The following is an 18,430-nucleotide window of genomic DNA, read 5'->3' on the forward strand; positions in this document are numbered from 1 at the left end:
GTTCCCGCGAAATGCGCTCAGGCCACGTAGTTCAACACGCAAAGATACTGGCAGATGCTGCCGCCCAGCACGAACAAATGCCAGATGCCGTGGCCGTGGCGTATCTTCTCGTCGTTCAGGAACCAGTAGATGCCCGCGCTGTACAGCAGGCCGCCCAGCGCCAGCCAGAACAAGCCGCCGGGCTCCAGCGCCTCGATCAGCGGCTTGATCGCGATCAGCACCAGCCAACCCATCGCCACGTACAGGATCATGGACAGGATGCGGGTGCGCCGCCCCAGCGTCAGCTCCTGGATGATGCCGAACAGCGCCAGCCCCCAGCTGACGCCGAACAGGGTCCAGCCCCAGGCGCCGCGCAGCGTCACCAGCGCGAACGGCGTGTAGCTGCCGGCGATCAGCAGATAGATCGCCGAATGGTCGCACTTCTGCAGGATGGCCTTGGCCCGCCCCCTGAAGCTGTGGTACAGCGTCGAGATCAGGTACAGCGTCACCAGCGTGCCGCCGTACAAGCTGAAGCTGACTATTTTCCATGGATCGCGCTGCATGGCCGCCTCGACCACCAGCACCACCAGACCGGCTATCGCCAGCAGGGTGCCGGCAAGATGCGAATAGCCGTTGAAGCGTTCGCCGCGATACATAATTGTTTTTCCTCGAGGCCGGCATCCAGCCGGCGCTTGCTGCAGTTTGGAGCCTCATTCGCTCCTCGAGGTTCCATTGTCCCCCGTCCGACGATCCAAGACCAGCGGTTTGCTCAAACAAAAAGCGGGCCGAGGCCCGCTTGTTTCCCGACAACCGCCAAAATCAGGCGCCCAGCGCCTTCAGCACCTCGTCGCGCACGGTTTCCACCGCGCGGGTGCCGTCGATCTTCACGTACTTCGGCGCCTTGGCGCTGCCGCTCTCGGCCAGCTTGCCGTAGAAGCCCACCAGCACGGCAGTCTGTTCGTGGTAGACGGACAGGCGCTTCTTGACGGTTTCTTCCTTGTCGTCGTCGCGCTGAACCAGCTCCTCGCCAGTCACATCGTCCTTGCCGGCCGCTTTCGGCGGGTTGAAGGCGACATGGTAGGTGCGGCCCGAGGCCAGGTGCACGCGGCGGCCGGCCATGCGCTCGACGATGGCGGCGTCCGGCACGTCGATCTCAACCACGTAGTCGATGTCCACGCCGGCGGCGATCATCGCCTCGGCCTGCGGAATGGTGCGCGGGAAGCCGTCGAACAGGAAGCCGTTGCCACAGTCGTCCTGGGCGATACGCTCCTTGACCAGGCCGATGATGATGTCGTCGCGGACCAGGCCGCCGGCATCCATGATGGCCTTGGCTTCCAGGCCCAGCGGGGTGCCGGCCTTGACCGCGGCGCGCAGCATGTCGCCGGTAGAGATTTGCGGGATGCCGAACTTCTCGCGGATGTAGTTGGCCTGGGTGCCTTTGCCGGCGCCCGGAGCGCCCAACAGGATCAATCGCATTTATGTGACTCCAGTCTGTTTGATTTATGAATTCTTTTGGAGCGCCTACAGCCCCCTCAAGCGAACAGCCGTCGTACCCGTTCCAGGTCTTCCGGCGTATCCACCCCGGCGGCCGGCGCCTCGTCCGCCAATGCCACCGCGATGCTGTAACCATGCCAGAGCACGCGCAATTGTTCCAGCGCCTCGTATTGCTCCAACGGTCCCGGCTCTAGCCCGGCGTAAGCGGCCAGGAAGCCGGCGCGGTAGCCGTACATGCCGATGTGGCGGTAGACCGGCAGTCCTGCCGGCAGCGCCGAGCGGTCGGCAGCGTAGGCGTCGCGGGCATAGGGAATCGGTGCGCGGCTGAAATAGAGCGCGCGGCCGTTCTTGTCGAGAACCACTTTCACCACATTGGGATTGAAATGGTCGGCCGCGTCGTGCAGCGCGTGCGCCAGCGTCGCCACCGGCGCGTCGCCGGCGGCCAGCAGCTCGGCCAGCCGGTCGATCAGCTCGGGCTGGATCAGCGGCTCGTCGCCCTGCACATTGATCACCAGCGCGTCGGCCGGCAGCGCCAGCTTGGCGGCCACCTCGGCCAGGCGGTCGGTGCCGCTGGGGTGGTCTGCCCGCGTCAGCGCCGCCTCGACGCCGTGGGCGGCGCAGGCGGCAAGGATGTCGGCGTGGTCGGTGGCGACGACGACGCGGGAAGCGCGGCTCTTCGCCGCCTGCTCGGCCACGCGCACCACCATCGGCTTGCCGGCGATGTCGGCCAGCGGTTTGCCCGGCAGGCGGCTGGACGCCATCCGCGCCGGAATCACCACGACGAAACCGTTCATTTGACTTCTTCTTCCGGCGGCAGCTCGCGCGCCTCGCTCTCCAGCATCATCGGAATGCCGTCCTTGATCGGGAACGCCAGGCGGTCGCCCTTGCAGATCAGCTCTTCCTTGCTCTTGTCGAACACCAGCGGACCCTTGCACAGCGGGCACACCAGGATTTCCAGAAATTTAGCGTCCATGTTTCGTCTTCAAGCGGGCTAGTATCCATTCGCACAGATCAGGCGCCAGCGTGGCCTGAACCGGCAAAACCCATAGTCTAGCACGCTGCGCCGCGTCATGAAGCGCGCGCGCGAGCTTGACCGCGTCCTTGCTGGTGACGATCACCGCGTCGGCGTCGGCGGGAATATCGCCAGGCGCGAACGCGTGGTGGTCGGGAAAGGACAGCCGCCGATCAACGGCGATGCCCTGCGCCGCCAGCGTGTCGAAAAAGCGCTCGGGATGGCCGATGCCGGCCAGCGCCGCCACCTTCAAACCGGCGAAGCCGGCCGCGTCCCGCGTGCGCGACGCGTCATCCAGCGCATGGCAGGCGCCGGGGCGCAGCGTCATGGCGAAGCGCGGCAGCGCCGCCGGCAAGGCCAGCGCCACGCCCGCGCCGTTGACCACGGCGGCGTCCACCGTCTCCAGCCGCGACGGCGGCTCGCGCAGCGGGCCATTGGGCAGCAGCCTGCCGTTGCCGAGGCCGCGCCGGCCGTCCAGCACCGCGATCTCCAGATCGCGCGCCAGCCGGTAATGCTGGAGGCCGTCGTCGCTGAGGATCAGCTCGACGTCCGGATGCAGCGCCAGCAGGCGGCGGCCGGCGGCGACGCGGTCGCGCCCCACCACCACCGGCGCGCCGGCGGCGGCCAGCAGCAACGGCTCGTCGCCGACCAAGGCCGGATCGCTGTCCGGCTTCACCTCGGTCGGCGTCGCCGCCTCGCCGCCGTAGCCGCGGCTGATCACCCCGACCTTGACGCCCCTCTCGGCGAAATCGCGCAACAGCGCCAGCGTCAACGGCGTCTTGCCGACGCCGCCGACATTGATGTTGCCGATCACCACCACTGGAACCGCGAGCTTTTCGCTCGTTTTCCAGCCGCGGCGGAACGCTTGCCGGCGCAAAGCGGCCAGCAGCGCAAAAAGCCCTTCCAGCGGAGCCAGAAGGGCCATCAGCCAGCCTCGCGGCCGGTACCAGTGTTGTTCTATCAAACGCATGCCGCCTCAGGCTTCACTTCAGGTTCTGGGTGGCGAAAGTCAGTTGCGACAGACCGGCCTCGCGGGCCGCCTCCATCACGGCGATCACCGACTGGTGGGTGGACCTGGCGTCGGCGTTGACCACCACCACCACGTCGCGCTTGCCGGCCGCGGCGGCCCTCAGGCTGGCCAGCAGCGCGGCCTTGTCGCCGCCGGGCAGCTTGGCGTCATTCACCGCCATCGCGCCGTCGGCGGCCACCGCCACCTTGATCTCGACGGTCTTGCTCTGCTGCTGCTCGCCCTGCGCGGTCGGCAGATTGATCTTCAGTTCGGAAAAATGCGAGTAAGTGGTGGTGACCATCAGGAAGATCAGGATCACCAGCAACACGTCGATCAACGGGATGAAATTGATCTCTGGCTCTTCCCGGGCCCTGCCGCGACGAAAATCCATGTTCAGCCCCCGTTCTTGCGCTCGCCGTGCGCCACTTCCACCAGCTTGATCGCCTGCGCCTCCATTTCCACCAGCAGGCCGTCCACCTTGGAGCGGAAGTAGCGGTAGAACATCATGCTGGGAATCGCGACGATCAGGCCGAAGGCGGTGTTGTACAGCGCGACGGAAATACCGTGCGCCAGCTGCTGCGGATTGGCGCCGCTGGCGTTCTGGGAACCGAAAATCTCGATCATGCCGATCACCGTGCCCAGCAGGCCCAGCAGCGGTGCCATCGCGGCGATGGTGCCCAGCGTGGTCAGCAGACGCTCCAGCAGATGGGCGACCTGGCGACCCTCGTCCTCGATCGCTTCCTTCATCACCTCGCGGCTGCCGTGCACATTGCGCAAGCCGGCGGCGAACAGGCGGCCCAGCGGCGAATGGCCCTGCAGGCGCTGCAGCAGCTCATCCTTGTCGCCTATGCGCCGGTATTCCTGCAAGGTCTGCGCCAGCAGCCCCTGCGGCACCACCGCGCCGCGCCGCAACGTGTACAGGCGTTCCAGAATGATGGCCAGCGACACCACCGACGCGGCGATGATAGTCCAGATCGGCCAGCCGGCCGCTTCAACGATAGCCCACACGAAGCATTCTCCGTCATCGATACAAACGCCAGACTTTATTCCCTACAGCCGGGTTCAGGCAACCATGCGGGAATAAATTTCACGCCTCTTGCCACTTTTTTGGGCAAGCACTGTCAAATGCCGTTGCCACCGGCTTGCCGCGCAACTTATCCACAAGGTTATTCCGCGATTGCTGTGGATAAATCGACAAGTGCATGGACGGTTTTCCCCGCGATGGCATTGACATCGCTCAAAGCATTGTCGACGATGAATCGTCCAAACAATCGTTTGAATGAATATGAACCTGCCCATCTGGCTGATCAAGCTGTTGTTCAATCTGTGGCCGCCCTTCCTCGGCGCCGGCATCCGCGTGCACAAACTGTCTCCCGACTTCCGCCAGGCCGAGGTCAGGCTCAAGCTGGGCCTGGGCAACCGCAACTACGTCGGCACCCATTTCGGCGGCAGCCTGTACGCGATGACGGACCCGTTCTACATGCTGATGCTGCTGCGCCAGCTGGGCGGCGACTACTACGTATGGGACAAGACCGGCAGCATCGACTACCTGAAACCCGGCCGCGGCACCGTGCGCGCGCTGTTCGACCTCTCCGACCAACAACTGGCCGACATCCGCGAGCGCACCGCCGACGGCGAAAAGCATCTGCCGGAGATGACGGTGGAGATCCGCGACGCCGACGACGAGCTGGTGGCCGTGGTGCACAAGACGCTGTACGTGCGCAAAAAGCCGGATCGCCGATGAGCGGGATCCATGTAGAAAAAGCCGCATCGAGCGGCTTTTTCTACATGGATCCCGGGAAGCGCTTACTCCCCGAAACCACAGAACACTTCGCGCATCATCCTGAGCACGTCCAGCGTGCGGATGTCGCCCACCCGGTAGTAGACCCGGTTGGCGTCCTTGCGCGTGCGCAAAACGCCCTTGTCCCGCATAATGGCCAAGTGCTGGGAAATATTGCTCTGGGAAGTGCCAACCTGCTCGACGATGTCTTGCACGCTCACCTCCCTGTCTTCCAGCACCGATATGATCTTCAGACGCAGCGGATGCGACATGGCCTTCATCGCCCGCGATGTCTGTTCGATCTGGTCGTCGTTGAACAGCAAAGCTTTTCTCCTAATGTAGCCTGACATTTTTTTGATTTGACTGCGGTACAATAGTATCCACAAAACCAGATACTATCAAGGTTTTCTAATATTCTGAATGCGAATGCCATGAAATCCATCAAGCCAGTGTTGTTATTGATCCTCGACGGTTTCGGCCACCGCACGGAAGGCGATGACAACGCCATCCTGCACGCCGACATGCCCAACTGGAACCGCCTGCGCCAGCAGTACGCGTATGGCACCATCAATGCTTCGGAAAACTTTGTCGGACTGCCCTCCGGCCAGTTCGGCAACTCCGAGGTCGGCCACCTGAACATCGGCGCCGGCCGCATCGTCCAGCAGGACATCAGCCGCATCGACTGCGACATCGAGGACGGCCGCTTCGCCGACAATGACACGCTGCAGCAAGCCATGAGCAAAGCTCAAGGCTCGGCCCTGCATATCCTGGGCCTGCTGTCCGATGGCGGCGTTCACAGCCACGAAAACCACATCCACGCGCTGATCCGCGCCGCCCAGGCCGCCGGCGTGCCCAAGATTTACGTCCACGCCTTCCTCGACGGCCGCGACACGCCGCCGCGCAGCGCCGAAACCTATCTGAAACGTCTGGACGCCGTGCTGGCCGCGTGCCCGAACGCGCGCCTGGTCTCCGTCACCGGCCGCTACTGGGCCATGGACCGCGACAAGCGCTGGGAGCGCGTCGAGCCGGCCTACCGCCTGCTGGTGGAGGGCGAAGGCCTGTTCCACGCCGAAACCGGCCTGGAAGCGCTGCAAGCCGCCTACGCCCGCGACGAGAACGACGAATTCGTCAAAGCCACCGGCATAGGCGCGCCGGTGAAGATGCAGGACGGCGACGCGCTGATCTTCATGAACTTCCGCGCCGACCGCGCCCGCCAGCTGACCACGGCGCTGACCGACCCGGCCTTCGACGGCTTCCAGGCGCGCCAGCCCAAGTTCGGCTGCTACGCCACCCTGACCTCCTATGGCGAAGCCTACTCGGCGCTGCCGGTGGCTTACGCGCCGCAAAAGATCAGCAACGGCATGGGCGAATACCTGTCGGCCCAGGGCATGAAGCAGCTGCGCATCGCCGAGACCGAGAAGTACCCGCACGTCACCTACTTCTTCAACGGCGGCGAGGAACAGGTCTACCCGGGCGAGGATCGCATCCTGGTGCCGTCACCCAAGGTGGCCACCTATGACCTGCAGCCGGAAATGAGCGCCGGCGAAGTCACCGACAAGATCGTCGCGGCGATCCAGTCCGGCCAATACCAGGCCATCTTCTGCAACTACGCCAACGGCGACATGGTCGGCCACAGCGGCGTGTTCGACGCCGCGGTCAAGGCGGTGGAAGCGCTGGACGGCTGCATCGAACGCTGCGTGGAAGCCATGCTGGCCGCCGGCGGCGAGGTGCTGATCACCGCCGACCACGGCAACTGCGAGCAGATGTACGACGGCCAGCACCACCAGCCGCACACCCAGCACACCACCAACCAGGTGCCCTTCCTGTACATCGGCCGCCCGGCCAAGATCCGCGCCGGCGGCTCGCTGCGCGACATCTCGCCGTCGCTGCTGAAAATGATGGGACTGGAACAACCGGCGGAGATGACCGGTCAATCGCTGATCGACTTCCAATAATCGCCTCACGGAGCGGCGGCCATGTTCCGGCATGGCCGCCGCTATTGCCTCAAGCGAAAGAATACCCAGGGAATGAAACGCTATCTCCTGCTGGCCTTGCTGGCCGGCGCCGCCCAGGCGGCCAACACCAACGCCTCCTCCACCAGTCTGTCCGCCGCGCCGCATCAGCAGGATCTGAAAAACGTGCGCAAGGAAATCGACAGCCTGAGAAAAGATCTGGCGCAGAAACAGACAGTCCAGAAAGAGGCGCAGTCCGCGATCCAGGAGTCTGAGCAGGCGATCACCCAGACCAAGCAGGCACTGGCCACGCTGGAGCAGCGCCAGAGCCGCTCGGAACAGCAACTGGCCGAGCTGCGCGGCAAGATCGAGCAAACCCAGGCCAAGCTGGCGAACACCCGCCAGCGCGTCGGCCAGATGCTGGTGCGACAGTACAAGAATGGCCGGCACGACGCGATGAAGCTGATGCTGAACGCCGACGACCCCAATCAGAGCGCCCGCGACCTCGCCTACTACCAGCACATCGCCCGCGCCGAACAACAGCTGGTCCAGCAACTGGTCGCCCAGCAGCGGCAACTGGAGACGCTGTCCGCGCAGCTGGAACAGGAGCTGGCGCGGCTGAACAATCTGTCCGACCGCAAGTCGCAGGAAAAGAGCGATCTGGAAAAGGACAAGACCCAGCAGGTGCAGCAACTGAACAAAGTGGCCGGCGAGATCAAGCAGGGCCAGAGCAAGCTGACCCAGCTGCAGGAGGATGAGAAGCACCTGGCCAACGTGATCGCCCAGATCAACCGCGAAATCCAGCGCCGCAAGGCGGAAGCCGCGCGCAAGGCCGCCGAGGCGCGCAAAGCCAAGCTGGCCGCCGCCCGCGAAGCCGCGCGCAAGGAAAACGAGCGCCGCCGCAAACTGGCCGAGCAAGCCAAGAAACAGGGCAAGCCGGTGCCGGAAGAGGCGAAGAAGCCGGTGATCGTCAAGGAAGAGCCGATCCAGAAAGTGGACGACGTCGCCGACGACAGCGCCTCCGGCCGCGCCTTCGCCAGCCTGCAGGGCAAGATGAAGATGCCGGTGGCCGGCCAGATCGGCGGCGCCTACGGCAAGCCGCGCAAGGAAGGCACCACCTGGAAGGGCGTGTTCATCCGCGCCGCCGCCGGCCAGCCGGTGCGCAGCGTGGCCGACGGCACCGTCGTCTATGCCGACGAGTTGCGCGGATTCGGCAAGGCGGTGATCATAGACCATGGCGGCAATTACATGACGGTGTACACCAATCTGTCCGCCATCGCCAAATCGTCCGGCGGCAGCGTCAAGGCCGGGGAAACACTCGGCAACACTGGATCGCTGGACAACGGGGAATCCGGATTGTACTTTGAAATCCGGCACCTGGGCCGCACCCTCAACCCGCAAGCCTGGACACGCTAAGGTGCCGGACACGGAGAATCAGCAAAGCATGAGCAGCCAAAAAATGAAGAAAATCGCATGGTTGGTGGCAGGCGCCATGGCCGGTGGCGTACTGACCCTCAGCATGCAGGCCCTGGCCGACAAGGAAGCCTCGCCGCTGCCGCTGAACGAACTGCGCACCTTCGCCGAGGTGTTCAGCGTGATCAAGCAAAGCTACGTCGAGCCGGTGACGGACAAGAAACTGATCGACGAAGCCATCAAGGGCATGCTGACCGGCCTGGATCCGCATTCCGACTACATGGACGCCGAGGAATTCAAGGAGCTGCGCGAAGGCACGCAGGGCGAATTCGGCGGCCTGGGCATCGAGATCGGCGCCGAGGACGGCCTGGTCAAGGTGGTGTCCCCGATCGAGGACACGCCGGCGCAGAAGGCCGGCATCAAGAGCGGCGACCTGATCATCAAGATCGACGACACGCCGGTGCGCGGCCTGTCGCTGAACGACGCCGTGAAAAAGATGCGCGGCAAGCCGGGCAGCAAGGTCACGCTGACCATCGCCCGCAAGAACGAAGCCAAGCCGCTGGTGTTCACGCTGGCGCGCGCGGTGATAAAAACCAAGAGCGTCAAGTACAAGATGCTGGAATCTGGCTACGGCTACGTGCGCATCGCCCAGTTCCAGGAGCATACCGCGGAAGATCTGGCCGCCGGCCTGCAAAAGCTGTACCAGGAGAACAAGCAGCCGCTGAAGGGCCTGGTGCTGGACCTGCGCGACGACCCGGGCGGCCTGCTGAACGGCGCCGTCGGCGTCGCCGCCGCCTTCCTGCCCAAGGACAAGCTGGTGGTCTACACCGAGGGCCGCACGCCGGACGCCAAGATGCGCCTGACCGCCACGCTGCAGAACTACGCCCGCCAGAACGGCAGCGACCCGCTGGCGAAGCTGCCGGTGGCGGTGCGCAGCGTGCCGCTGGCCGTGCTGGTCAACGGCGGCTCGGCCTCGGCGTCGGAAATCGTCGCCGGCGCGCTGCAGGACCACAAGCGCGCGGTGCTGGTGGGCACGCAGACTTTCGGCAAGGGCTCGGTGCAGTCCATCCTGCCGCTGGGCAGCCAGGGCGGCATCAAGCTGACCACCGCCCGCTACTTCACGCCTAGCGGCCGCTCGATCCAGGCCAAGGGCATCACGCCGGACGTGGTGGCCGAAGACGCGACGCTGACCGCGGCCGACCAGGCGATGCGCGTGCGCGAGGCGGATCTGGAAAACCACCTGGCCAACCCCAACGGCGACGACAAGCCGGCCAAGACGGCCAAGCCCGCTGCCAAGCCGGTGCCGCCGCCGGCCCCCGCGCCGGAGGGCAAGGACAAGGAGCCGGCCGCGCCGGACGCGCAGGGCGGGCAGCGGATGCCGAATCCGAAGAACGACTACCAGCTGTCACAGGCGCTGAATGTGCTCAAGGTGCAACAGATCCTGCAGAAAAACGAGAACTGAGCCTCCGGTTCCCGACATCGTGCCGCCCGGTCCCGCCGGGCGGCATTTTTCATGCCGCCGCGCTTACTTTCCGAAACACAATGCCGCGGCAATCCTGATATTCTTGATGGTTATCCATCCCTTCCACCGGCCGGAGCCCGCCGCATGCTGACCCGCGAGTTCGTCCACACTTTCCGCGAAGCCGCGCCCTACATCAACGCCTACCGCGGCAAGACCTTCGTGCTGGCCATGGGCGGCGAAAGCCTGCTCGACGGCGACTTCTCCAGCATGGCGCAGGACATCAACCTGCTGGTCAGCCTGGGCGTGCGCATCGTGCTGGTGCACGGCATTCGGCCGCAGATCGAAACCCTGCTGCAGCGCCAAAGCATCGCCCCCCAGTTCCACCTGGGCCGACGCGTCACCGACGCCGCCACCATGGACATCGTCAAGCAGGCGGCCGGCGCCACCCGCCACGACGTGGAGGCGCGGCTGTCGATGGGCATGCCCCACTCGCCGATGCATGGCGCCCACTTGCGGGTAGCCGGCGGCAATTTCGTCACCGCGCAGCCGCTGGGCGTGCTGGACGGCATGGACATGCAATACACCGGCCAGGTGCGACGAGTGGACGCCGCCGCCATCCGCCTGCGCCTGGACGCCGGCGAGCTGGTGCTGCTGACCCCGGTAGGCTATTCGCTGACCGGCGAAAGCTTCAATCTGACCATGGAGGAGCTGGCCGCCCACGCCGCCATCGCGCTGAAGGCGGAAAAGCTGATCTACGTGGTCGAGGGCCGCGGCGTCGTCGAACACGACGGCCAGCTGGTCAGCTCGCTGACCGCCCATCAGGCAGAAGAGATGCTGCAATCGGGCAGCCTGCCCGACGACGTGGCCACCTACCTGCCCTACTGCATCCGCGCCACCCGCGACGGCATCCCCCGCGCCCACTTGGTCAGCCGCCATCAGGACGGCGCGCTGCTGCTGGAGCACTTCACCCGCGGCGGCAACGGCACCATGATCGCCCGCGATCCGCTGGTGCGGGTGCGCAACGCCAGCATCGAGGACGTCGGCGACATCCTGGGCCTGATCCGCCCGCTGGAGGAGCAAGGCATTCTGGTGCGGCGCAGCCGCGAGCGGCTGGAAGTGGAGATCGGCGAATACTCGGTGCTGGAGCACGACGGCAAGATCTACGGCTGCGTGGCGATGCACCCGTTCCCGGAGGCCGAGACCGCCGAGCTGGCCTGCCTCGCCGTATCGCAGGAGAAGCGCGACGGCGGCTTCGGCGAAACGCTGCTCAAGCACGTCGAATACCAGGCGCGCACCCGCGGCCTGCAGTCGCTGTTCGTGCTGACCACCCAGACCTCGCACTGGTTCGTCGAGCGCGGCTTCGCCGAGGCCGACAAGAGCTCGCTGCCGCTGGCCCGCCAGCAGTTTTACAATTACCAGCGCCGTTCCAAGGTATTCGTAAAGAAGCTGTAACAATTAACGGCGATGATGCCGCCACGGTTGGAACGGCGCGGGCTCTGTGACACAATAGCCTGTTGTTTCAATCCGATTTCAAGCAAGGATTTCAAGCGATGAGCCGAACCGTTAACTGCATCAAGCTGGGCCGCGAAGCCGAGGGCCTCGACTTTCCCCCGCTGCCGGGCGAACTGGGCAAGCGCGTTTACGAAAGCGTGTCCAAGGAAGCCTGGCAAGGCTGGCTGCGCTACCAGACCATGCTGATCAACGAGAACCGCCTCAGTCTGGCCGACGCCCGCGCTCGCCAGTATCTGGCCAGCCAGCTGGACGCCTACTTCTTCGGCCAGGGCGCCGACGCGCCGGCGGGCTACACGCCGCCGCAGAACTAAAGCCGTGAACAAGCCCTCCAAGCGAGGGCTTTATTGTTTCCGATCACCGTTATTTTGGCTCGCTACCGTATGTCACAACCGCAAGACCTGCTGCTGAACCGTGAACTGGGACTGATAGAATTCAACCGCCGGGTGCTGGCCCAGGCGGAGGACCCGGACCTGCCGCTGCTGGAACGCCTGAAGTTCCTCTGCATCGTCTCCTCCAATCTCGACGAATTCTTCGAGGTCCGCGTCGCCTGGCTGCAGGACGCGTCCCACGCCACGCCGGACCGCATCCTGGCCGACGGCGCCACGCCGGAGCAGGCGCTGGTCAAGGTGGCCCGCGCCAGCCACCAACTGGTGCGCGATCAATACGCAGTGATGAGCGACGTGCTGTTCCCGGCGCTGCGGGAGCAAGGCATCGTCTTCCTGCGCCGCAGCGAGTGGACCGAGCAGCAGCAGGAATGGGTGAAGAACTATTTCTTCCGCGAGCTGATGCCCATCCTGACGCCGATCGGGCTCGACCCATCCCACCCCTTTCCCAAGGTGCTGAACAAATCGCTGAACTTCGCGGTGGAGCTGGAAGGCCGCGACGCTTTCGGCCGCGCGTCCGGCACCGCCATCGTGCAGGCGCCGCGCATCCTGCCGCGGGTGATCAAGCTGCCGGCCGATGCCTGCGAAGGCCGCCCGCATTGCTTCGTCTTCCTGTCATCCATCCTGCACTCGCACGTGCACGAGCTGTTCCCAGGCATGACGGTCAAGGGCTGCTACCAGTTCCGCGTCACCCGCGACAGCGAGCTGTCGGTCGACGACGACGACTTCAAGAATCTGCGCACCGCGCTGCAGGGCGAATTGCGCCAGCGCCAGTTCGGCGACGCGGTGCGGCTGGAGATCGCCGACACCTGCCCGCAGCACATGGAATCCTTCCTGCTGACCCAGTTCAATCTGCAGCCGCGCGACGTCTACCGCGTCAACGGCCCGGTGAACCTGGTGCGGCTGATGCAGGTGCCCGACCTGGTGGACCGCGCCGACCTCAAGTTCGCGCCGTTCACGCCCACGCTGCCGCTGCCGCTGCAGAAAAAATCGAAGTCGTCGCCGCTGTTCGAAACGATACGCAAGGGCGACATCCTGCTGCACCACCCGTACCAGAGCTTCCAGCCGGTGATCGACTTCCTGACCCAGGCTGCGACCGACCCGCACGTGGTGGCGATCAAGATGACGGTGTACCGCACCGGCACCGACTCGGTGTTGATGGAGTCGCTGATCGCCGCCGCCCGCGCCGGCAAGCAGGTGACGGTGGTGGTGGAGCTGATGGCTCGCTTCGACGAGGAGGCCAACATCGGCTGGGCCAGCCGGCTGGAGGACGCCGGCGCCCACGTGGTGTACGGCGTGATCGGCTACAAGGTGCACGCCAAGATGCTGATGGTGGTACGCCGCGAAGGCCCCGGCCTGCACCGCTATGTGCATCTGGGCACCGGCAACTACCACCCGCGCACCGCGCGGCTTTACACCGATTTCGGCTTGTTGACCTGCAACGAGGAAATCGCCAGCGACGTCAACGACATCTTCATCCAGCTGACCGGCCTGGGCCGCGCCAGCAGCCTGAAGCGGCTGTATCAAAGCCCGTTCACGCTGCACAGCATGATCATGGATTCGATACAACGCGAGACCGAACACGCGCAAGCCGGCAAGCCGGCGCAGATCATCGCCAAGATGAACTCGCTCTTGGAGCCGCAGGTGATCCACGCGCTGTACCGCGCCAGCCAGGCCGGCGTGAAGATTCAGCTGATCGTGCGCGGCGTGTGCGCGCTGCGCCCCGGCGTGCCGGGCCTGTCGGACAACATCTCGGTTCGCTCCATCGTCGGCCGCTTCCTCGAGCATCCGCGCATCTTCTATTTCTACAACGACCACAAGGAAGATCTGCTGATGTCCAGCGCCGACTGGATGAGCCGCAACTTCTTCCGCCGCATCGAAACCTGCGCGCCGATTCTGGACAGCAAGCTGAAACGCCGCATCATCAAGGAAGCGTTGCGCCTGTACCTGGAAGACAACGTCAACAGCTGGGAAATGCTGCCCGACGGCGGCTACAAGCGCCGCGGCAGCCGCGGCAAGCCGCACTGCGCGCAGCGCGAGCTGCTGGCCTCCTACACCAACAGCCCGGAAGCGGAATAAGCGCATGGAAATACTCGGCTATTTCGCGGCCGCGCTGATGGTGCTGGCCGGCCTCGCCGGCACCATCCTGCCCGCCATCCCCGGCCTGCCCCTGATGTTCGGCGGCCTGTTGCTGGCCTCCTGGCTGGACGGCTTCAACCATCTGGGCGCCATCAGCCTGACCGTGCTCGCCGTTCTGGCCGCGCTGGGCCTGCTGATCGACTTCGTCGCCGGCCTGCTCGGCGCCAAAGCGACCGGCGCCAGCCGCCAGGCGCTGTGGGGCGCTTTCATCGGCAGCCTGGTCGGCATGTTCTTCGGCATCGCCGGCGTCATTCTCGGCCCGCTCGTCGGCGCCGTCGTCGGAGAATTCATCGCCCGCAAAGACGCGTTCCAGGCCGGCAAGGTCGGCGTCGGCACCTTCATCGGCTTCATCGTCGGCGCGGTGGCCAAGGTGGCCTGCGCCTTCGCGATGCTGGCCACCGCCGCGCTGGCGCTGGCGCTGTAACCCCCTGGCCATGCGGATGGCCGGCGCGGCCATCCCGCACCAAGCGCGAAGATTTTGCTATGCTGCTGCGATCGATAGCGTCCGCCCCTTCAGCCGAGGACATTCGCCATGGCACTGCAGCACCTGATCTACGTCAGCACCGCCCGACGGGAGCTGAGCAACGCGGAACTGGAAACCTTGCTTGAGTCCTGCGTGCGCCATAATCTGCAGAACGACATCAGCGGCGTGCTGCTGTATGGCCCCGGCAACTTCATCCAGGTGCTGGAAGGCGAAGCCGAAGCCGTCGCGGAAACCTACCAGCGCATTCTGGACGACACCCGCCACCACAATCTGATAGAAATCCTGCTCGAGGACATCGAGTGGCGCAGCTTCGCCAACTGGCGCATGGGCTTCACCCGGCTGGACGACGCGGCCATCCGCAGCCAGCCGGGCTTCGTCGACGTCTACGGCCCGGACTTTCTGCCCCAGCGACTGGCTGAGCGGCCGACGCTGGCGATGAATATCCTGCTGAGCTTCCGCGCAAACTGCCGCTGAGCGCCCATGCGCGCATCCTGCGCGCTGAATGAGCGCGGATTTCGTTATAATCAGCGATTAGCCCCATCCAACCAATGTGAACGCACTCATGGCCCAATACGTGATGTCGATGCTCCGCGTGAGCAAGATCGTCCCGCCCAAGCGGCAAATCATCAAGGATATTTCCCTCAGTTTCTTCCCCGGCGCCAAGATCGGCCTCTTGGGCCTGAACGGCGCGGGCAAATCCACCGTGCTGCGCATCATGGCCAACGTGGACAAGGAATACGACGGCGAGGTGCAGCACCTGGCCGGCGTCAAGATCGGCTACCTGGAACAGGAGCCGAAGCTGGACAATGACAAGACCGTGCGCGAGGAAGTGGAAAGCGGCATGGGCGACGTGATGGGCGCGCAAAAGCGCCTGGAGGAAGTGTACGCCGCCTACGCCGAACCGGACGCGGACTTCGACGCGCTGGCCGAAGAGCAGGCCAAGCTGGAAGCCATCATCTCCGCCGGCGCCGGCGACAATGTGGCGCTGCAGCTGGAACTGGCCGCCGACGCGCTGCGCCTGCCGCCGTGGGACGCCAAGATCGGCCCGCTGTCCGGCGGCGAGAAGCGCCGCGTGGCGTTGTGCAAGCTGCTGCTGTCCAAACCGGACATGCTGCTGCTGGACGAGCCGACCAACCACCTGGACGCCGAGTCGGTGGAATGGCTGGAGCAGTTTCTGGTGCGCTTCCCCGGCACCGTGGTGGCCGTCACCCACGACCGCTACTTCCTCGACAACGCCGCCGAATGGATTCTGGAGCTGGACCGCGGCGAAGGCATCCCGTGGAAGGGCAACTACTCGTCCTGGCTGGAGCAGAAGGAAGAGCGCCTGGCGCAGGAAGCCAAGAGCGAAGGCGCCCGCATGAAGGCGATGAAGCAGGAGCTGGAATGGGTGCGCCAGAACCCCAAGGGCCGCCAGGCCAAATCCAAGGCGCGTATCGCCCGCTTCGAGGAACTGTCCAGCTTCGAGACCCAGAAGCGCAACGAGACCCAGGAAATCTTCATCCCGGTGGCCGAGCGCCTGGGCAATGAGGTGATCGAGTTCGACGGCGTGTCCAAGGGCTTCGGCGACCGCCTGCTGATCGACAATCTGAGCTTTAAGGCCCCGCCGGGCGCCATCGTCGGCATCATCGGCCCCAACGGCGCCGGCAAATCGACTCTGTTCAAGATGATCGCCGGCAAGGAACAGCCGGACAGCGGCGAGGTGAAGATCGGCCAGACCGTGCAGATGGCCTTCGTCGAGCAGAGCCGCGAAGGCCTGGACGGCGACAAGACCGTGTTCGAGGACGTGGCCGCCGGCGCCGACATCCTCACCGTCGGCCGCTTCGAGATGTCCAGCCGCGCTTACCTCGGCCGCTTCAACTTCAAGGGCGCCGACCAGCAGAAAAAGGTGGGCATGCTGTCCGGCGGCGAGCGCGGCCGCCTGCACCTGGCCAAAACCCTGCTGAAGGGCGGCAATGTGCTGCTGCTGGACGAACCGTCCAACGACCTCGACGTGGAAACCCTGCGCGCGCTGGAAGACGCGCTGCTGGAATACGCCGGCACCGTGTTCGTGATCTCGCACGACCGCTGGTTCCTGGACCGCATCGCCACCCACATCCTGGCGGCGGAAGGCGAGTCGCAATGGACCTTCTTCGACGGCAACTACCAGGAATACGAAGCCGACAAGAAGAAGCGCCTGGGCGAGGAAGGCGCCAAGCCCAAGCGCATCCGCTACAAGCCGATCAGCCGCTGATCCGCTGCGCATCGCCAAGCCCCCGCCCGCGGGGGCTTTTTGCCGCCCTCAATCCAGGTAACGCGCCACGATGCGGGCGCTGGCGCCCTCGTCGCGCAGTTGCTTGAGCGCGGCGCCCAGTTTTTGCGCCACGTCTTCCGGCATATTCCGGCTGCAGGCCAGGTAGATTCCGGTGCTTTGCAATTTCAGGGCCTCGCGTATCGGCACGCCGCCGCTGCCCTGTTTCTTCACCATGTAACGCGCCACCAGGCTGTGCACCGCCCAGACCTCCGCCACGCCGCTGCTCAGCTCGCGGTAGGCGTCCTCGGTGGTCGGCAGCTCGGAAAACGCCACCTGATGCTGCCGCAGCCAGTCCGCCATCGACGAGCCGAGCAGCGTCACCACGCGCAAGCCCTTCAGATCCGCCACGCCGCGAAGCTGCAGCTTGCTGCCGGCGGCCACGAACAGCGATTGGCTGCTCTCGTCTATCAACCCCACCCAGCGGTAGGTATCCTCGCGCTTGGGCGAGCGGGTCAGCGGCAGCAGGCAGCCGTTTCCCTCAGCCTGCACCTGCATCTGCGCCCGCTTCCAGGGCAGATCGACATATTGCGCGCGCATCCCGCTGCGCGCCAGCGCCTGCGCCAGCAGCTCGACGGCGATGCCATGAGGGGTGTGGTCGGCGCCTTCGCGGATCACGAAGGGCGGGTAATCGACGGTATACAGATTGATGGCGGGCTCAGCCCGGCAAAGGGAACCTATGCAGCACAAGCCAAGCCAAAACCATTTCCTCATCGCGAAGCCCCGTTCGTCCGCCCCCCTGGACAACAGTCCGGACAGCGGACGGTGATAGAATCCCAAACCATGTCCTTGCGTACCCTTATTCTTTGTAGCAGCTTATTGCTAGCTGCCTGCGCCACCCCGTCCTCGCCGAGCGCGCCTGCGCCGGCGGGGTATTACCGCGTGCAGCCGGGCGACACGCTGTACCGCATCGCCCGCCAGAACAAGCAGAGCGTCGCCAACCTGGCGCGCTGGAACCAGCTGGCCGACCGCTCCAGCATCCAGGCCGGGCAATTGCTGCGGGTTCAGCCGCCAGGCGGCGCGGCCAAGCCCGCGCCATCCGGCGCCGGCAAGCCTGCGGCGTCTAAGCCAGCGGAAACCAGGCAGGCGCCGCCGCCAACGAAGCTGGACATCAAGCTGCAATGGCCGGCCGACGGCGCGCTGATATCCGGCTTCGACGGCAACCGCAACAAGGGGCTGGATCTGGCCGGCAAGGCCGGCGACCCGGTGCGCGCCGCCGCCGCCGGCAAGGTGATATACGCCAGCAAAGGCATACGCGCCTACGGCAATCTGCTGATCGTAAAGCACAATGAAAGCACGCTGACCGTCTACGCCCACAACCAGAAACTATTGGTACAGGAAGGCCAGCAGGTGAGCGCCGGCCAGCAGATCGCCACCATGGGCGATTCCGGCGCCAGCCGGGTGATGCTGCACTTCGAGCTGCGGCTGGGCACCCGGGTGGTGGACCCGGCCGCCTACCTGCCGCCGCGCTGACCGCCCGCGCGGGTTGGGAGCGAACAGCGCGCCAGGCTTCGCTTGCCCGCG

General features: G+C 65.2%; 20 protein-coding genes. 11 read left to right on the forward strand and 9 right to left on the reverse strand.

Annotated features, from left to right (window positions below):
* Window positions 1-17: 17 nt before the first annotated feature.
* The 7 genes from trhA to BKX93_RS07470 all read right to left on the reverse strand — a co-directional run bounded on the left by trhA (window position 18) and on the right by BKX93_RS07470 (window position 4,502).
* A complete protein-coding gene (trhA, locus tag BKX93_RS07440; RefSeq protein WP_021475102.1) occupies window positions 18-635 on the reverse strand; it encodes a PAQR family membrane homeostasis protein TrhA in 618 nt (205 codons plus the stop codon).
* A 163-nt stretch (window positions 636-798) separates the two neighbouring features.
* Complete coding sequence (gene adk / locus BKX93_RS07445) at window positions 799-1,455, reverse strand: adenylate kinase (RefSeq protein WP_046155692.1); 657 nt, start codon at window positions 1,453-1,455, stop codon at window positions 799-801.
* Window positions 1,456-1,511: 56 nt separating this feature from the next.
* Window positions 1,512-2,267 (reverse strand): 3-deoxy-manno-octulosonate cytidylyltransferase, encoded by a 756-nt coding sequence (gene kdsB, locus BKX93_RS07450; protein ID WP_046155691.1) that lies wholly within the window; start codon window positions 2,265-2,267, stop codon window positions 1,512-1,514.
* Window positions 2,264-2,446, reverse strand: a complete 183-nt coding sequence (locus BKX93_RS07455; RefSeq protein WP_046155690.1) for a Trm112 family protein — start codon at window positions 2,444-2,446, stop codon at window positions 2,264-2,266. Before BKX93_RS07455 ends, kdsB begins: the two co-directional genes overlap by 4 nt.
* On the reverse strand, window positions 2,436-3,455 hold the full coding sequence (lpxK, locus tag BKX93_RS07460; protein ID WP_046155689.1) for a tetraacyldisaccharide 4'-kinase: 1,020 nt from the start codon (window positions 3,453-3,455) through the stop codon (window positions 2,436-2,438). Before lpxK ends, BKX93_RS07455 begins: the two co-directional genes overlap by 11 nt.
* A gap of 13 nt (window positions 3,456-3,468) precedes the next feature.
* Window positions 3,469-3,885 (reverse strand): ExbD/TolR family protein, encoded by a 417-nt coding sequence (locus BKX93_RS07465; RefSeq protein ID WP_046155688.1) that lies wholly within the window; start codon window positions 3,883-3,885, stop codon window positions 3,469-3,471.
* A gap of 2 nt (window positions 3,886-3,887) precedes the next feature.
* Window positions 3,888-4,502: a MotA/TolQ/ExbB proton channel family protein gene (locus BKX93_RS07470; protein WP_046155687.1), complete on the reverse strand. Its 615-nt coding sequence runs from the start codon at window positions 4,500-4,502 to the stop codon at window positions 3,888-3,890.
* A gap of 277 nt (window positions 4,503-4,779) precedes the next feature.
* Here BKX93_RS07470 and BKX93_RS07475 point away from each other — a divergent pair, with 277 nt between their 5' ends.
* Window positions 4,780-5,238: a DUF4442 domain-containing protein gene (locus tag BKX93_RS07475; protein ID WP_070979390.1), complete on the forward strand. Its 459-nt coding sequence runs from the start codon at window positions 4,780-4,782 to the stop codon at window positions 5,236-5,238.
* A 62-nt stretch (window positions 5,239-5,300) separates the two neighbouring features.
* Here the strand turns inward: BKX93_RS07475 and BKX93_RS07480 are convergent, their stop codons facing one another.
* Window positions 5,301-5,597 (reverse strand): ArsR/SmtB family transcription factor, encoded by a 297-nt coding sequence (locus BKX93_RS07480; RefSeq protein WP_021475094.1) that lies wholly within the window; start codon window positions 5,595-5,597, stop codon window positions 5,301-5,303.
* A 108-nt stretch (window positions 5,598-5,705) separates the two neighbouring features.
* On the opposite strand from BKX93_RS07480, the gene gpmI reads away from it, so the two are divergent.
* The 9 genes from gpmI to ettA all read left to right on the forward strand — a co-directional run bounded on the left by gpmI (window position 5,706) and on the right by ettA (window position 16,849).
* Window positions 5,706-7,229, forward strand: a complete 1,524-nt coding sequence (gene gpmI / locus BKX93_RS07485) for a 2,3-bisphosphoglycerate-independent phosphoglycerate mutase (protein WP_070979391.1) — start codon at window positions 5,706-5,708, stop codon at window positions 7,227-7,229.
* Window positions 7,230-7,301: 72 nt separating this feature from the next.
* Window positions 7,302-8,642: a murein hydrolase activator EnvC family protein gene (locus BKX93_RS07490; protein ID WP_070979393.1), complete on the forward strand. Its 1,341-nt coding sequence runs from the start codon at window positions 7,302-7,304 to the stop codon at window positions 8,640-8,642.
* Between the two features lie 43 nt (window positions 8,643-8,685).
* The gene (locus BKX93_RS07495; protein WP_046155750.1) at window positions 8,686-10,101 is read left to right on the forward strand and encodes a S41 family peptidase; all 1,416 of its coding nucleotides are present in this window, start codon (window positions 8,686-8,688) and stop codon (window positions 10,099-10,101) included.
* 144 nt (window positions 10,102-10,245) lie between these two features.
* Window positions 10,246-11,553 (forward strand): amino-acid N-acetyltransferase, encoded by a 1,308-nt coding sequence (argA, locus tag BKX93_RS07500; RefSeq protein WP_046155684.1) that lies wholly within the window; start codon window positions 10,246-10,248, stop codon window positions 11,551-11,553.
* A 98-nt stretch (window positions 11,554-11,651) separates the two neighbouring features.
* The gene (locus tag BKX93_RS07505; protein ID WP_021475089.1) at window positions 11,652-11,924 is read left to right on the forward strand and encodes an oxidative damage protection protein; all 273 of its coding nucleotides are present in this window, start codon (window positions 11,652-11,654) and stop codon (window positions 11,922-11,924) included.
* Between the two features lie 69 nt (window positions 11,925-11,993).
* The gene (ppk1, locus tag BKX93_RS07510; RefSeq protein ID WP_046155683.1) at window positions 11,994-14,075 is read left to right on the forward strand and encodes a polyphosphate kinase 1; all 2,082 of its coding nucleotides are present in this window, start codon (window positions 11,994-11,996) and stop codon (window positions 14,073-14,075) included.
* A gap of 4 nt (window positions 14,076-14,079) precedes the next feature.
* Window positions 14,080-14,559: a DUF456 domain-containing protein gene (locus BKX93_RS07515; RefSeq protein ID WP_070979395.1), complete on the forward strand. Its 480-nt coding sequence runs from the start codon at window positions 14,080-14,082 to the stop codon at window positions 14,557-14,559.
* A gap of 108 nt (window positions 14,560-14,667) precedes the next feature.
* A complete protein-coding gene (locus BKX93_RS07520; protein ID WP_052717263.1) occupies window positions 14,668-15,093 on the forward strand; it encodes a BLUF domain-containing protein in 426 nt (141 codons plus the stop codon).
* A gap of 88 nt (window positions 15,094-15,181) precedes the next feature.
* Window positions 15,182-16,849: an energy-dependent translational throttle protein EttA gene (gene ettA, locus BKX93_RS07525; protein WP_046155681.1), complete on the forward strand. Its 1,668-nt coding sequence runs from the start codon at window positions 15,182-15,184 to the stop codon at window positions 16,847-16,849.
* Window positions 16,850-16,897: 48 nt separating this feature from the next.
* Here the strand turns inward: ettA and BKX93_RS07530 are convergent, their stop codons facing one another.
* A complete protein-coding gene (locus BKX93_RS07530; RefSeq protein ID WP_082113594.1) occupies window positions 16,898-17,620 on the reverse strand; it encodes a substrate-binding periplasmic protein in 723 nt (240 codons plus the stop codon).
* A 105-nt stretch (window positions 17,621-17,725) separates the two neighbouring features.
* Between BKX93_RS07530 and BKX93_RS07535 the strand changes: the two genes are divergently transcribed.
* Complete coding sequence (locus tag BKX93_RS07535) at window positions 17,726-18,379, forward strand: LysM peptidoglycan-binding domain-containing M23 family metallopeptidase (protein ID WP_342341859.1); 654 nt, start codon at window positions 17,726-17,728, stop codon at window positions 18,377-18,379.
* Window positions 18,380-18,430: the final 51 nt, after the last annotated feature.

It is taken from the genome of Chromobacterium vaccinii (assembly GCF_001855275.1).
In the GTDB taxonomy this organism is placed as follows: Bacteria; Pseudomonadota; Gammaproteobacteria; order Burkholderiales; family Chromobacteriaceae; genus Chromobacterium; species Chromobacterium vaccinii.

Coding starts and splice junctions, on each gene's coding strand:
- trhA (WP_021475102.1), bottom strand. CDS start 635: ATGTATCGCGGCGAACGCTTCAACGGCTATTCGCATCTTGCCGGCACC.
- adk (WP_046155692.1), bottom strand. CDS start 1,455: ATGCGATTGATCCTGTTGGGCGCTCCGGGCGCCGGCAAAGGCACCCAG.
- kdsB (WP_046155691.1), bottom strand. CDS start 2,267: ATGAACGGTTTCGTCGTGGTGATTCCGGCGCGGATGGCGTCCAGCCGC.
- BKX93_RS07455 (WP_046155690.1), bottom strand. CDS start 2,446: ATGGACGCTAAATTTCTGGAAATCCTGGTGTGCCCGCTGTGCAAGGGT.
- lpxK (WP_046155689.1), bottom strand. CDS start 3,455: ATGCGTTTGATAGAACAACACTGGTACCGGCCGCGAGGCTGGCTGATG.
- BKX93_RS07465 (WP_046155688.1), bottom strand. CDS start 3,885: ATGGATTTTCGTCGCGGCAGGGCCCGGGAAGAGCCAGAGATCAATTTC.
- BKX93_RS07475 (WP_070979390.1), top strand. CDS start 4,780: ATGAACCTGCCCATCTGGCTGATCAAGCTGTTGTTCAATCTGTGGCCG.
- gpmI (WP_070979391.1), top strand. CDS start 5,706: ATGAAATCCATCAAGCCAGTGTTGTTATTGATCCTCGACGGTTTCGGC.
- BKX93_RS07490 (WP_070979393.1), top strand. CDS start 7,302: ATGAAACGCTATCTCCTGCTGGCCTTGCTGGCCGGCGCCGCCCAGGCG.
- BKX93_RS07495 (WP_046155750.1), top strand. CDS start 8,686: ATGAAGAAAATCGCATGGTTGGTGGCAGGCGCCATGGCCGGTGGCGTA.
- argA (WP_046155684.1), top strand. CDS start 10,246: ATGCTGACCCGCGAGTTCGTCCACACTTTCCGCGAAGCCGCGCCCTAC.
- BKX93_RS07505 (WP_021475089.1), top strand. CDS start 11,652: ATGAGCCGAACCGTTAACTGCATCAAGCTGGGCCGCGAAGCCGAGGGC.
- ppk1 (WP_046155683.1), top strand. CDS start 11,994: ATGTCACAACCGCAAGACCTGCTGCTGAACCGTGAACTGGGACTGATA.
- BKX93_RS07515 (WP_070979395.1), top strand. CDS start 14,080: ATGGAAATACTCGGCTATTTCGCGGCCGCGCTGATGGTGCTGGCCGGC.
- BKX93_RS07520 (WP_052717263.1), top strand. CDS start 14,668: ATGGCACTGCAGCACCTGATCTACGTCAGCACCGCCCGACGGGAGCTG.
- ettA (WP_046155681.1), top strand. CDS start 15,182: ATGGCCCAATACGTGATGTCGATGCTCCGCGTGAGCAAGATCGTCCCG.
- BKX93_RS07530 (WP_082113594.1), bottom strand. CDS start 17,620: ATGAGGAAATGGTTTTGGCTTGGCTTGTGCTGCATAGGTTCCCTTTGC.